At 40.4% G+C, this 14026-nt stretch carries 12 protein-coding genes and 1 pseudogene; 5 read left to right on the forward strand and 8 right to left on the reverse strand.

Going from position 1 to position 14026, the window contains the following annotated elements:
• Position 1 precedes the first annotated feature (1 nt).
• The 7 genes and pseudogenes from HYD28_01530 to HYD28_01560 all read right to left on the reverse strand — a co-directional run bounded on the left by HYD28_01530 (position 2) and on the right by HYD28_01560 (position 8423).
• Entirely contained in the window at positions 2 to 1636 is a 1635-nt protein-coding gene (locus HYD28_01530; protein QLE07760.1) for a hypothetical protein, read from the reverse strand.
• Complete coding sequence (locus tag HYD28_01535) at positions 1626 to 2930, reverse strand: site-specific integrase (GenBank protein ID QLE07761.1); 1305 nt, start codon at positions 2928 to 2930, stop codon at positions 1626 to 1628. The genes HYD28_01530 and HYD28_01535 overlap by 11 nt, the downstream gene beginning before the upstream one ends.
• A gap of 107 nt (positions 2931 to 3037) precedes the next feature.
• Positions 3038 to 3946, reverse strand: a pseudogene (locus tag HYD28_01540) (YifB family Mg chelatase-like AAA ATPase).
• Positions 3947 to 3985: 39 nt separating this feature from the next.
• A complete protein-coding gene (locus HYD28_01545; GenBank protein ID QLE07762.1) occupies positions 3986 to 4600 on the reverse strand; it encodes a trimeric intracellular cation channel family protein in 615 nt (204 codons plus the stop codon).
• A 438-nt stretch (positions 4601 to 5038) separates the two neighbouring features.
• Complete coding sequence (locus HYD28_01550) at positions 5039 to 6454, reverse strand: mannose-1-phosphate guanylyltransferase/mannose-6-phosphate isomerase (protein QLE07763.1); 1416 nt, start codon at positions 6452 to 6454, stop codon at positions 5039 to 5041.
• Positions 6455 to 6519: 65 nt separating this feature from the next.
• A complete protein-coding gene (locus tag HYD28_01555) occupies positions 6520 to 7293 on the reverse strand; it encodes an amidohydrolase (protein QLE07764.1) in 774 nt (257 codons plus the stop codon).
• Complete coding sequence (locus tag HYD28_01560) at positions 7281 to 8423, reverse strand: aminotransferase class I/II-fold pyridoxal phosphate-dependent enzyme (protein ID QLE07765.1); 1143 nt, start codon at positions 8421 to 8423, stop codon at positions 7281 to 7283. Before HYD28_01560 ends, HYD28_01555 begins: the two co-directional genes overlap by 13 nt.
• 99 nt (positions 8424 to 8522) lie before the next feature.
• Between HYD28_01560 and HYD28_01565 the strand changes: the two genes are divergently transcribed.
• From HYD28_01565 to HYD28_01585, 5 genes are all read left to right on the forward strand, one after another.
• Complete coding sequence (locus HYD28_01565) at positions 8523 to 9152, forward strand: methylthioribulose 1-phosphate dehydratase (GenBank protein QLE07766.1); 630 nt, start codon at positions 8523 to 8525, stop codon at positions 9150 to 9152.
• Entirely contained in the window at positions 9149 to 9835 is a 687-nt protein-coding gene (gene mtnC, locus HYD28_01570) for an acireductone synthase (GenBank protein ID QLE07767.1), read from the forward strand. The genes HYD28_01565 and mtnC overlap by 4 nt, the downstream gene beginning before the upstream one ends.
• The gene (locus HYD28_01575; protein ID QLE07768.1) at positions 9832 to 10374 is read left to right on the forward strand and encodes an acireductone dioxygenase; all 543 of its coding nucleotides are present in this window, start codon (positions 9832 to 9834) and stop codon (positions 10372 to 10374) included. The genes mtnC and HYD28_01575 overlap by 4 nt, the downstream gene beginning before the upstream one ends.
• 1 nt (position 10375) lies before the next feature.
• Positions 10376 to 10717 carry a gamma-glutamylcyclotransferase gene (locus tag HYD28_01580; protein QLE07769.1) on the forward strand — a complete coding sequence of 114 codons (342 nt, stop codon included), beginning with the start codon at positions 10376 to 10378 and terminating at the stop codon, positions 10715 to 10717.
• Positions 10718 to 10815: 98 nt separating this feature from the next.
• A complete protein-coding gene (locus HYD28_01585) occupies positions 10816 to 12984 on the forward strand; it encodes a winged helix-turn-helix domain-containing protein (protein ID QLE07770.1) in 2169 nt (722 codons plus the stop codon).
• 5 nt (positions 12985 to 12989) lie between these two features.
• Here the strand turns inward: HYD28_01585 and mtnA are convergent, their stop codons facing one another.
• A complete protein-coding gene (gene mtnA / locus HYD28_01590; protein ID QLE07771.1) occupies positions 12990 to 14015 on the reverse strand; it encodes an S-methyl-5-thioribose-1-phosphate isomerase in 1026 nt (341 codons plus the stop codon).
• Between the last annotated feature and the right edge of the window lie 11 nt (positions 14016 to 14026).

Here is a 14026-nt window from a genome sequence, read left to right on the forward strand (position 1 = left end):
CTCAGCCCTCGTATTTTTCTATCTTTCGAGCCCATATTGGATGATAGTCTCCTTCCTCAACTCTCATCTGAGATTCAACTACCCACTCTTTCCTTTCTAGACTTTCATTATTGAACCAATTTATTTTTAGATTAACCCAATCGATTACAATATTTGAGGGCTTCCCTTCTTTCGTTCTATAAGAAGATGACTCGATAATTTTTAAATATTTAAAGCTATGTAGATTCCAAACATAATCAAAGGAATCATCATCTCTATAATGTTTACAACCTATGCAGCCTGTCGGAGTAACACAATCTGGGTGTGGTAGCCTATTTGTAGCACCCTCTATTAGTTCTGGTTTACCATTACATGGAGAGTTGAAAAGCGACACAGTGGGCTGTTCAAGCGCCAGAGGATCGTTTTCATCCCAAAACCGTCCAACTTCAATCATCGCCCTTTGTTGCGAAGGAAATTCATAATTTCCTCTAAAGGTTGCCAAAGAATGATTACCAAAATCAGCTGCGGTTTGTGAATCTGATGCAAATCTCAATAAGATATTTAGGCCAACCTTTCTAAAGGTGCTTGGTGGCACCCAAGGAACACCATATCGGATGCACAATTCTTTAAACCTATTAGTATTGATTTCATTTCTTTTTCGGAAGCCCTCACTTTTTTTAAAAAAAGGAAACACCCAACACGACTCAGGGGCAACCTCATCTATAAATGATAAGTATGACTCAAAGCTAGGTTTGTATTGTTTAGGTATTTTAAACAACACTTCTCCACCTCTACGACTCTTGTACTCTCTAACCTCATAACTATCCCCTAAAGGCTTATAATCAAACTTAGTTCGTTTTAGGCTATAAGTAGGAGACTGATTTTGCATTGTCATCCCTAAGAATATAAAAACCTCGGACGCTACTCTGTAATTGAAAGCCACTAGAGCTTGGGTTTTAGTAAAGTCACTGTCTACCTTGATTGCGTGCCGCCTAGAAGCTGTTAAGTTGATCTTCTGCGAATTGATATCTAAAACGATAGGTAGTTGCCCTGATGACAAGGTAACCGCTTGAACAGACTGCGTAATTTCAAAACAGAACTTGGCTAATTGACTCGCATTGCTCAGTAATAATTTTTCAGCACTTCGCCCCAATACTGTAAGTCTCGGCCTGTACGATTTTAATCTCGTTTGCTCCATAAAAAATGCAAGATCTTCAAAAGCTGCATTTAAAAAACGTGATATCGAAAGAAAGCTTTGATAGGCACTTCGATGTTTGATTTGCTTTAGGTTAGCCTTTGATAATAGATGTTCACTATATTCAAAAAGTGCGTGGCGCATATTTTCCAAACAATCAAATTTACAGCCCTCTTTATCTAAGTAGGTAAACATGGATTTAATATTTCTAATTGAAGTAGCAACAGTACGTGGGGAAAAACCAACCTCAATACACCCCTCAGCATGTTCTTTTATCGATTGGACAATTTCAATTTGATTATGTTTAATCCAGAGGTATCTTAACCGTTCCAAATGACTCTTATTTTGAATAAAAACATTAGTTCCTCCCTCATATACCAAAGCAGTTAGATCCCACACCATTGAATTTGGATTATCAATTCTAGGATGACTAACTGTTAAATTAGGAAGCTTATGTCGCATCGAACATCTCACCATTGGTAAAGCTATCAATTATGAGATTTGAATCCGTTTTGGAGCCTGTAAACATTGACCATAAAGCGTCAAATAACTGCTCTTCAATAGGCTCCTTTTCAATGAATTTTATATATTTCCAAGTGGTACTAGCATCTTTATGTAGCAAAGCTTCTTGAACAATCTCTATTGCATTCAGATTGGACATACTTTGGATTTTAAGGAGTTCACGCATCAGCATGGTTCCGAAGGTAGCTCTTAGTTGATGAAATTTAAAACGTCCAAACTGAGAGTGACCTTTTTTAATAAGCTCTTCCTTTAATCTGAATATCAGTGTTCCAAAAGTCTCAGTTGTATATCTATTGCCTCGCGAAGTTAAAAAGATATTTCTCTGCATTTTCTCGTTAGCTTTAGAGCGCCTCAAGATGGCTTCAGCAGAATAGAAGTAATTGATTAACTCATCTATAAGAGACCTTGAAAAGTAAACTTCACCAGAAACATCGAATTTAGTCTTTACTCCAGTACCAGGCCCCACCTTTACTCTCATGGTGCCTGTAATCATTTGATCTGGGTATGCACTTTTAAGCGCATCTAAATTGAGTGTTGTAACTGTCTCATGGCGGCAACCAGTTTGAAGAGCAACCTTTGCCATCAGATACAATTCATAGTTTCTGTGCTCAGATAAGTGATTCATTAAAATCTCTGTATTAACTTGACTAATTGGAGTTAAACCATCCTCTAAATGATTGCCAGTACGCATTCTATTTGGAATTGAAAGCTCTGAAGAAAGAACGCCCATCGTTCTTTTAAACCCTACTTTGTCGAAAAATGAAATAACCTTAATTTCATCATCAAATAAAGATGGTCGTTCACTCGCATATCCATGAACAGAAGCCCATCTATAAAAAGCTATTACAGAGTTCATGTTCTGTGATGTTGTTGAAGGGGCTAGCAATCCACTATTTCTTAATTCAAGCAAGTACCCCTTATACCTAAACAAACAACGCTCTCTCTTTTTTTTAGGAAAATGTAACCAATGAACACCTGTATTTTCTAGCCAATCCGCATATCTAACTAGATGCGTCATTTCCCGATTAATAGTCTTCAAATCTTTCTGTAAGTCATGGTAACGGTAAAAAGCATATCGATTTGCTTCACGCCAAGGTTCACCATTTGAAAAAAAAATATGAGGAAATGATTTTATCGATTTCAAAGCATCGTTAGGAAAAAAGCTGTCATTACCTACTCGATGTAATGAGTTAAAAACCATTGGTTGATAATTTATTCTTTCGAGAATAGCCAAATCAATAACTCTACAAATCAATAATAAAATTAGCGTAGAGTACCATCTGATTTATGTCTATATTTATAATGTAAAGAAGTAATGGGTATAGCTTAATTGTTTAGCGTGTCTAAAAACAGTACGCCATTATGAGCAAGGGAGATTTCACCCGGCTTAGGGTTCGAAGAACCACCGACTAGGGCAACTGCAGAGCAAGTATGATGAGGGTTTCTGAAGGGGCGTTCACGCCAATTAGATAAATCAACCGATTGACCAATAATAGAATATAACGCGGCAGTACTAATTGCTTCATCATCGGACATAGTTGGCATAATCGTTGGCATGCGCTGGGCAAGCATTGATTTACCAGTACCTGGAGGACCAAGAAACAGCAAATTATGGCCACCAGCGGCAGCAATTTCGAGCACTCTTTTTGCGCCAGGCTGGCCTTTCACATCGCTTAAATCGAGTAGTGAATCACGCTGCGACTGCTGTTCTGGATAGCTAATATTAAGTGGTAAAGGTTGCTGATTTAATAAGTCATTCCAGACATCTTGTAAGGAGTAAACGGCTTTTCGAGAAACGCCCGACACTAGGCTTGCGAGGTTATCGTTTTCCGCGGGTAAGAAACAACAGCGGCCCAGCTCTTTTGCTCCCAATACCGATGGCAAAATAGCATTAACCCCTCTTACTTCACCATTTAAAGCCAACTCTCCGTAAAACTCATATCGATGTATATCAGGGCAGTTTATTTGCCCAGAGGCGACTAAAATACCCACAGCAATAGCCAGATCAAAACGACCACCCTCTTTAGGCAAATCGGCAGGCGCAAGGTTGACGGTTATACGTTGGTCAGGAAAACCAAACTGTGAGTTTTCGAGAGCACTACGCACTCTGTCTTTCGACTCTTTGACTGATGCCTCTGGCAAGCCAACGATATGAAAAGCTGGCAAGCCATTTCCTAGGTGTACTTCAACAATTACTTCAGGGGCTTGCACACCTACTTGTGCACGTGAAAATATTCTAGCTAAAGACACAATCCATGATGTCCCTATCATTAATCCTTAATACTAAGCTTAGTCGGGATATTTAAAAACGTGAAGTGTAAGTTGCCACTTCATTGCCGCTAAACGAAGCGATAAGGTCATTAGCATTGCTAAAATCATGGCTACTTCGGTTACTAAACCAAGCGAGATACTTAATGTATAAACGATGCCACCAGCAATACAAGCAATAGCATAGAGCTCACCTTTTAACAGCATCGGCATATTTCCAGCAAGCACATCACGGATAACGCCACCAAAACAGGCTGTTATTACACCCATAATAATCGCCGTAGTGTCTGGCATACCTGCGAGCATGGCTTTTTGTGTGCCCATCACCGCAAAAAATGCCAAACCAAATGCATCTGCAACTTGTAGCGCATTAAGTGAAATCGAGCGCTGCTTATTGATTAAACGAGTGGTGACAAATACAGACAATAAAATAGCCCAAAAATAGCTTTGATCATGCAGCCAAAATACAGGAACATCTAAAATAACGTCGCGTACTGTACCACCGCCAATAGCAGTGACTGTGGCTAACACAACAACCCCAAAGCCATCCATTTTTTTGTTGTACGCCAGTAGCGTTCCTGAGACAGCAAACACGGCTACGCCGAATAAATCAAACCAATGGTAAAGTTCAGTCATGTTTGTAACTAAAGAGTATTGTTAGTGTCGTTGTAACATAAACTTTTCAACCTTTTAAGCAAAGTTGTAATAAAAATAGGCTCTGAAAATTGATCATTATGTAATGCTAGCAACTTAACGCCACTATTTAAGTACCAATAAAATAACTGCGACTCGTTATCGAGTGCCGAAGAATAGATACTGTGGATACAGTAAACTCATAACCATCAAACGGTTTAAACCTGCCTGTGATTAAAACCACATGAGGCCTTGAAGAACTTGCAGAATATCAAACATGACACTTTGCGATAGACCATCATCAATATTGAAAGTTTGAGATACAGGCCAAGCTGAAGGTAAAAACATAAGCGGTAAAAAGATATACTCCAATTCACGATAGCCAAGCTATCTCTATCAAAAAGCAATTCTCTCGATCTGCTTAAAACTTATAGCTTTCAGCTAGCCTCTCCCATACCTATCATCAAATCGCTCGATGTCGCTTTCATCAAGTATTGCACCAGTTTGTACTTCAATAACGATCAGAGGTGTGGCTTGTTGATTAGCGAGGCTATGTAATTGTTTAGCGGCAATATAACAAGATTGATCGGCTGTTAATTCAAATTCTTCATCGCCAACTCGTACACTTGCGACACCAGATACTACAACCCAATGCTCCGCACGATGCTGGTGGCGTTGAGTTGAGAGCTTTGCGCCACTGTTGACGATTATTTTCTTTACCTTAAAACCAGTACTTTCAATTAAAGTTCGATAGTTTCCCCAAGGTCTAAATACGGCTTGATGGTGAGTCAATTTATCACTATCAACTACAGCAAGCTGTTTAAGTAAATCAGGAAGCTTATCGAGCGAGCTTTTGTCTGCCACTAAGGTGGCATCATGAGTATGTATAATTGCTTTATTACTGACGCCGAGCGCCGCAATGGTGTGATCTGCTTCACTTATAAGTAGATTATTTTCACTATCTAAACTCACCCCTTGCGAGCCCAGATAGTTACCATGATGGTCTTTTTCAGCGATTCTCGATAATGCTGAAAAGCCGCCAACATCACTCCAAGTTAAATCAACAGGAATAACTGCAACGTTAGCACTACGCTCCAAAATAGCATAATCAATAGAATCACTTGGACATGCTGTGAGCGCATCCGCAACAGGCCTTTGAAACCCTAAGTCTTCAGTAAAGCTAGCTGCTTTTGCGACACTTTGTGCAATCTTTGGCGCAAAGCGATTAAGCTCGTTTAAATACACTTCTGGCAGAAATAAGAACATGCCGCTATTCCAGCCATACTCACCACTGGCAAGGTATTTTTTAGCTAATTGCAGGGCTGGTTTTTCTTTGAATTCAGCCACCTTAAAGCAGCCTTCCTGGGCTAACTGCTCACCTTGGCGAATATAACCATAGCCGGTATGTGGCTCAGTAGGTGTAATTGCAAAAGTCACTAATTGTTGTTGCTGACAAAGCGCTATAGCCTTATTTAAGCATGCAATAAGCTTATCAAAATCACTTATGTGGTGATCAGCTGGCATCACCAATAAGGGATCGGTTAGGCCATTTTGCAATGCAAATTCAGCTGCTAACGCAATCGCTGGCGCGGTATTTTTACCTTCAGGCTCGAGCAGTAACGTATAGCTATTAGTGATTTCTGCTATTTGCGTTTTCGCAATAAAACGATGCTCTTCATTGCACACTAGAAATGGGGCATTAAATCGTGAGTCAGCCACTCGTAAAAGCGTGCTCTGTAATAGTGACTTTTCGCTAAGTAAAGATAAAAACTGCTTAGGCATCGCTTTTCGCGATAAAGGCCATAAACGAGAACCTATGCCACCAGCAAGAATAACGGGGGTGATTTTGCGACTCATGATTGCTTAAAGTAAATAATCCAACCATGAGTTTAACAAATTTTTGAGTATGCGGCTTCGAGCAATTACAGTAACTGAAATTGATCGGCATCTAAGTGAGCAGGAAACGCTCTTCGAAAGTCATCAAGCGGTGATTTTTCTAAGCGCTGAATAATGATACCCGATTGGTCATCTTCAAGCGCAGCCAAGGTGTCACCTTTAAAATCATATACAGCAGTGCCTCCGCTGTGGGCAACATCATTACCATCAGCCCCAATGCGATTCACACCTACGACATAACACAGGTTTTCCATTGCGCGTGCTTTTAGAAGGGTATCCCATACATGGCGACGAGCTGCTGGCCAATTCGCTACGTTGATCATCACATCGTAGTCGTTGCAATTACGCTGAAATACAGGAAAGCGTAAGTCGTAACACACTTGCGGTAAAATACGAAAATCATTGATAGCGAATATCTCGCGCTGCTCGCCTGCTGCGACGAAATTGCCTTCGTTACCTAAACAGAATAAATGGCGTTTGTCGTAATACTTCACTTCGCCATTTGGCCAAACCCAATAAAAGCGATTAGCCTTTTTGTCGCCTTTTGCAACTAAAACAGAGCCTGCAACCACAGCATTTTTTTGCTTAGCAGTGGCTTTTAACCAGCTAAGTACCTCGCCTTGTTCTGGTTCGCTGCAATCTAGATTAATCGCAAAACCCGTGGCAAATGTTTCTGGCAAGACAATTAAATCAACCTGCTCGCTAAAACTGTTAAGCTGCTCTGTAAAGTGCTCAAGGTTAGCGCTTTTATCAAGCCAATGTAGTGAAGACTGCACTAAAGCTAAGGTTAAAGTTGACATAAAATCTCCGCGGCACGTTTTAATGTGTCATCATTTTTAGCAAAACATAAACGAATCACTTTATCGCTGCTAGCACTGTTATAAAACACACTGAGTGGTACAGCTGCAACACCCGCTTGCTCAACCAGCCATTGGCAAAACTCAACATCATCAAGATCAGACACCTCACTATAATCAAGTAGTAAAAAGTAGGTGCCTTCACTTGGTAATATTTTAAAACGGCTTTGCGCTAGTGCTTCGCTGAGCAAGTCGCGTTTTTGTTGGTAAAAACAACTTAGTTCATCAACATGTTCTGGCTCTAACTCGAGCATATCGGCTAGTGCATGCTGGGCAGGCGTAAAGCTTGAAAAGGTCACATATTGGTGAATTTTACGAAACTCTACCATTAACTGGGCAGGTGCAACACAATAACCCATCTTCCAACCAGTGCTATGAAAAGTTTTACCAAAGCTTGAGATCACAAAACTACGTGCAAATAACTCAGAATCGCTCAGCGCACTTAAATGCAAAGCACCATCAAAGGTGATGTGCTCATACACTTCATCACTAATTACATATAAATCATGCTTAGAAACAAGCGCTTTAAGGGCATTAATATCTTCTGTTTTAAAGATTTTACCGCTTGGGTTATGTGGCGTGTTGATGATGATGACGCGTGTTTTGTCAGTAATAACATCGGATACGGCTTGCCAATCGATTTTGTAGTCTGGCGCACGCAAGGCAACGTGAACTGAGCGACCGCCAGCAAGTTCAATTGCTGGTTGGTACGAGTCATAAGCGGGGTCAAACACCACAACTTCATCACCCTCTTTAACAAGCGCTTGAATTGCTACAAATAATGCTTCTGTTGCCCCTGAAGTGACAGTGACTTGTTGCTCGTAGTTTATGTTGTTATGGTATTTTCTAGCAATCAGAGCAGCTATTTGCTGTTGTAGCTTTGTAACCCCACTTGAAGGCGCATATTGATTTACCCCTTCAAGTACATAGTGATTGAGTTGTTTTTTTAACAAATCAGGTGCATCAAACTCAGGAAAACCCTGAGATAGATTAATAGCTTGGTACTGATTTGCCAGAGCTGTCATTTGACTAAAAATACTAGTGCCTAAATTCGGCAATTTACTTTCAAACACAGAGGTTCCTTAAAGATGGTTTTGCGCCCAAAGCGATGCTATCATTGCTTAAAACAGATGTATAGCCGTCTAAATAACTTTTAGAATGTCGAGGAATATATGCACAACAATACCGCTATTTCAGAACTAATTGAAGCTGGTAAATGGGTAAGCCAACGTGGCTGGGTCCCTGCTACTGGTGGTAACTTTTCAGCCCGCACTGCAAGCGGTTATGTTGTCACGGCAAGTGGCTTCGATAAAGGTCAACTCGGCACTCATGCATTTATCGAATTTGATCATGAAGGCAATCGCACCAAAGGCTCTGGTAATCCATCAGCAGAAACTGAGCTACATCTAAATATGTATAAGCTAATCCCATCAGCTAAATTTGTTTTGCACACTCATTCTGTCGCAGCAACCGTGCTATCTCGTGTTATTAAGGGCCATACTATCAACTTAAATGGCTACGAAATGCAAAAGTCTCTAAGTGGTGTTAAATCGCATTTAGATACGCTAAGTATTCCAATTTTTGATAATGACCAAGACATCGACCGTTTAAGCTTACTTGTTAGTGATCATCACCTTCACACCCCTATTGAGCATGCTGTATTGATTCGTGGCCATGGTTTATATGTGGTAGGTCGAAATATCAAAGAAGTACTTCGTCATTTAGAAGGCTTAGAGTTCCTATTTAGCTGTGAACTTGAGCGCTTAAAACTAGAAGGTATTCAAGCCGGAGTTCAGCCATGATCAAAGCGATTTTAACCGATATTGAAGGCACGATTACCCGAATCTCATTTGTTAAGGACGTATTATTTCCATACGCGGCTGGGCAGTTACCTGAGTTTGTAAAGTCACATCAAACAGACCCAGAAGTAGCAGCCCAAATTGAGGCTGTTAAAGCACATATAGAACAACCTGATGCCGATATCGAGACGGTAATTAAGCATTTAATTCATTGGATAGAAACGGACCAAAAAATTACTCCACTTAAGCAATTACAAGGATTAATTTGGCAAACTGGCTACGAAAATGGTGATTTTACTGGACACCTTTACCCTGATGCTTATGACTTTTTACAAGCCCAAAAACAGGCTGGCAAAAGTTTATATGTCTACTCATCGGGCTCAGTAAAAGCCCAGCACCTGATTTTTGAGTTTTCTGATTATGGTGATGTGAGACCTTTATTCAGTGGTTACTTCGATACTAAAGTAGGCGCAAAACAACAGCAAAGCTCTTATGAGAATATTATTGCTGAACTGCCTTTTGACGCTGAAGAGGTGCTATTTTTAAGCGATGTTGAAGCAGAGCTTGATGCTGCAAAAGCGGCAGGTCTGCGAACGCTTCACCTTATTCGAGATGGCCAAGAAGCAAGTGATATCCACCCATATATTAACGATTTCACAGCATTCAGCGCGGAGCTTTTAGTATGAGTCAATTAACTATTTTTAATGATACAAACGCAGATAACATACTGTTTCATAGTGAAGATTTAAGCGCTATTGCTAGAGAGCTTAATGCAGTTGGCGTTCGCTTTGAGCAATGGCAAGCAACGGCACAGATTGATCAAGACACCAGTCATGACGCTATTTTAACTGCCTATGCTAACGATATAGAACGCCTTAAGGCTGAAGGTGGCTATCAAACAGTCGATGTTATTTCACTTGCAAAAGGTAACCCAAATGCCAGCGAGTTACGCAGCAAATTTTTGTTTGAACATACTCATAGCGAAGATGAAGTACGTTTCTTTGTAAAAGGCCAAGGTTTATTTTGCTTACACTTAGGCGATAAGGTGTATCAAGTGCTTTGCCAACAAGGCGACTTAATTTCAGTACCAGAACTCACACCACATTGGTTTGATATGGGCAGCGACCCTGAATTCACAGCAATTCGCTTATTCAATAATACCGAAGGTTGGGTCGCTAAAAGCACTGAGTCAACCATTGCGACCAACTTCCCACTGCTGGATTAACATGGAAAAGCTATTTTCGTACGGTACCTTGCAGTACCGACAAGTTCAATTGGATACCTTCGGGCGCTTGCTCGAAGGTATTCCTGCGACATTATCAGGGTATATCATTGGCGAGGTCGAGATCACCGACGAAGCAGTTCTTAAAAGTAGTGGCCAGCGTTTTCACCCCGCTTTAATCAAAACGGGCAAACAAAGTGATACGGTTAATGGCACAATTTACTTAATCACCGAACAAGAGCTTGCTCAGGCAGATGCTTACGAAGTTGACGATTATCAGCGCATTGAAGAAACATTTCAGTGTAGCAACCAAGCTTGGTTATATGTTGCTAAAAAAAGCCTTTAATTTACAAAATTAAAACAAAAAAACCCAAATAAAGAACAAAAGCTGTTATTATTCTCCCTCATCAAGATCATTACTAATTATTAGTTAAAGGACTAAACATGGGGTCGGCATTTTCACCCTTACGCGATACTGTTATTTATGTGGGTGAGTGGCAATTTAACACACAGCAGCAAACCATCAGCGATGGCACTCATACGCGCGAACTAGAACCTTTACTTTATAAACTATTATGCTTTTTCATTACCCATAATGATCGCATTATTACTCGCCAAGAATTAGTTGAGAACATTTGGCAACAAAGCTTTGTTGATGACAATGCCATCAACCGTGCAATCTCAGAGCTAAGAAAAGTACTCAAGTCAGAAAAGCAACCTGGGCAAACCATTAAAACCCATTACCGCAAAGGTTACAGTTTATTTATTGAAGTTAAGTCTCTTGATCACGCTGTGAGTACAGAACAGCTAAAAACAGAAAATGTAATAACAGTAGATAAAGACGCTGAGACTCAAGTTAATACAGCCAACATTAGTCCACAAAAAGATCATACTTCACGCTGGCCGTGGCCTTTTGCAGCCTTAGTATTGAGTTTATTGCTTGCTGCTATTTGGTTGTTCTTACAACAGCCTAAAGCCACTATTGAAGAGCAAAGTGAAGTACCTCATTTAGACCTGCAAGCAGAAACTATTTCATGGCATAAAGGCACACACTATCGCTTAATGCTCAATCAAGACAAAACAAAATTAGCCTACATACTGCAAAATGATACTGATAATAAGTACCTTTATGTTGTCGACTTAACCACTAAAAAAGAATATGTGATTGCCTCTGGCAATATCTTTTTACAGGGTTGGTCTGAGGATGGAGAACGATTATTTTACGGTTCCTGTGAAAACAAAGACTACAGCGATTGTATCACTTGGCAAGCAAGCAACCTGTTATCAAGTGAAGCGTTAATAAAACCACGTATTAACCAATCTTTACTTAATTCTCAGCCAAGTCAGTACATCGAAGTGGGTGATGTCGCAATTTCAAGACGTAATAATTACCGTGGCTTAACTCATTTATATGCTTTATATGCACAAGATTTAAAAACCGGTGAAGAAATTCGCATTAGCACACCCAATATCACTGGCACTGGGGACTTTATTTTAACAACTATTAAAAACCCGATCCGCATCATCTTCGAGCGCCATAATGTTGACCAAGTAGAAATATACATGGCGAATTTAGATGGCAGTTCACTTAAACTTTTAACGACGAACGATTACCGAGCTTGGGCTGCAACTTATGATCAGCAAACTAACTCTCTTGTTTGGTATAGCCGCGGCACCTCAACTATTGAATCATTCTCTTTTGATAGTATGAGTCGACAACCCGCTATAAAAGCGCCAGTAAAGCGAGCAAACTATGCTTACCCGTTAAGCAAAGAAAGTGTTTTGATCAGTACTGACCTTCACGATAAAGATGCCGCAATATTTGACCTTAATTCAAAAACAATGAGTTACATCGCCACAGCGAATAAGCACGAAGACGACTTAGTCGCATTAGCCAATAATGATGTGTACTTCTCTGACTTTGAGTTTGCAGAACACCAACACTGGCTCAGAAAAGCAAACCAATACATCAATATAACTGGCAAAATTGGTGAAGATAGCTCAGTAATTGCAGTAAATAGTGACAGTAGCCGACTTGTTAGCTTTAATAAAACCAATCAGCAATTAACATTATTAAATGCAGCTGATTTCTCAGAAATTAAGCACTGGACACTTCCTGGTAGTACCAAGTTGGCAGCTATAAGAGGTAACAAGATTGCCGTGCTATATACCGATCTTAGCAATCAGCTAAATCAAATAATGATTCTTCACACCCACAGCGATGAAGTGATCAAAAGTACTATAGATACACCTCTAGCTATCGCATGGTATGACGATACACAGCTGATTGTTCATTCTAAATACGATAAATACCTGCTTTTAGACAGCGATAACAATACCTATAGTGAGCTGACTACACCAGACAAACTAACTGAGTTAAAGCCTTCTATTGTGTCGATGGCAAGTAACCTACATAGCTTGTATATCGCCACTGATACTGAAGTTTTCAGCATTAATTTAGCCAAAATGCAGGGCGTTGAGTCAATACTTCAAATGAAGCCTTCTCACTATATATCGCGCCTTAATGCTAAAAACGACAAGCTGGCAGTGACCTTCTTAACTGCCAACAATCAAAATAGCATTGAGCTCTACACTAAAAAAAGCGCTGAATAAATCCGCTATTTTAACTGCTTTAAAATACCTTGCTCGATATCTGCTTGGTTATAAACCCCGGTATCGAGCACCCAACCTGTTACTAAGTTAGCAGGTGTTACATCAAACGCTGGGTTATAAACCTGTGCATTAGTCGGTGCCCACATTGCTTCACCAAAACTACCACTAACACCGCGCACTTCATTTACACTGCGCTGCTCAATTTCAATGTCATTACCACATATCGTTTGCGTATCAAGTGTCGTGAGTGGCGCTACAACATAAAATGGAATGTTATGGAAATGCGCTAACACAGCGAGGTTATAAGTGCCTACCTTATTGGCAAAATCTCCGTTTGCAGCAATACGATCTGCGCCCACAAATATCTTATCGACTTTGCCCGCAGCCATTAAACTGGCCGCCATGTTATCGCAAATCAAGGTGTAAGGAATTTGCCAACGCTCGAGCTCAAAAGCAGTTAAACGACCGCCTTGCAGTAACGGTCGTGTTTCATCAACCCAAACATGAATATCACCATAGCGTTGCTGCGCTTTATAAATAACGCCTAGTGCAGTGCCAACACCCGCAGTCGCTAACGCACCTGTATTACAATGGGTTAAAATGTTGTCGCCTTTATCAACCAAGGCAGCACCACGTTCAGCCATACTATCGCAAAGGGCAATATCTTCTTTAAATAACTGCTCAGCTGTAGAGACAACAGCAGCAACATAATTAGTCTCTGCAAGCGCTGCACGTAACTTGGCCATACAGTGCATAAGGTTTACCGCTGTTGGGCGGGTTGCTTCAAGTTCATCAATGGCAGTAGAAAGTGCTGATTGACTCATGCCCTGCTCAGCTAAATGTGCAACCAATAAGCTAGCACCTAAGCCGATTAAAGGTGCGCCCCGGATTTTCAAAGTCAGAATCAAATCTTTCATCGTTTCAACATCGTTACATACATGCCAATGCTGTTGATGTGGCAACAAATACTGATCAAGCACGGTTAGCGTACCTTGCTGATATTTAATACTGCTCGCGATGAGATCTTGCATACAAAATCCAG

Origin of the sequence: Pseudoalteromonas shioyasakiensis (genome assembly GCA_013391845.1) — a bacterium.
GTDB lineage: Bacteria > Pseudomonadota > Gammaproteobacteria > Enterobacterales > Alteromonadaceae > Pseudoalteromonas > Pseudoalteromonas apostichopi.

Bases quoted from the DNA above. Each gene is read 5' to 3' on its own strand.
- HYD28_01545 (QLE07762.1), bottom strand. From the start codon at position 4,600: ATGACTGAACTTTACCATTGGTTTGATTTATTCGGCGTAGCCGTGTTT.
- HYD28_01530 (QLE07760.1), bottom strand. From the start codon at position 1,636: ATGCGACATAAGCTTCCTAATTTAACAGTTAGTCATCCTAGAATTGAT.
- HYD28_01585 (QLE07770.1), top strand. From the start codon at position 10,816: ATGGGGTCGGCATTTTCACCCTTACGCGATACTGTTATTTATGTGGGT.
- HYD28_01575 (QLE07768.1), top strand. From the start codon at position 9,832: ATGAGTCAATTAACTATTTTTAATGATACAAACGCAGATAACATACTG.
- HYD28_01550 (QLE07763.1), bottom strand. From the start codon at position 6,454: ATGAGTCGCAAAATCACCCCCGTTATTCTTGCTGGTGGCATAGGTTCT.
- mtnC (QLE07767.1), top strand. From the start codon at position 9,149: ATGATCAAAGCGATTTTAACCGATATTGAAGGCACGATTACCCGAATC.
- HYD28_01580 (QLE07769.1), top strand. From the start codon at position 10,376: ATGGAAAAGCTATTTTCGTACGGTACCTTGCAGTACCGACAAGTTCAA.
- HYD28_01565 (QLE07766.1), top strand. From the start codon at position 8,523: ATGCACAACAATACCGCTATTTCAGAACTAATTGAAGCTGGTAAATGG.
- HYD28_01555 (QLE07764.1), bottom strand. From the start codon at position 7,293: ATGTCAACTTTAACCTTAGCTTTAGTGCAGTCTTCACTACATTGGCTT.
- mtnA (QLE07771.1), bottom strand. From the start codon at position 14,015: ATGCAAGATCTCATCGCGAGCAGTATTAAATATCAGCAAGGTACGCTA.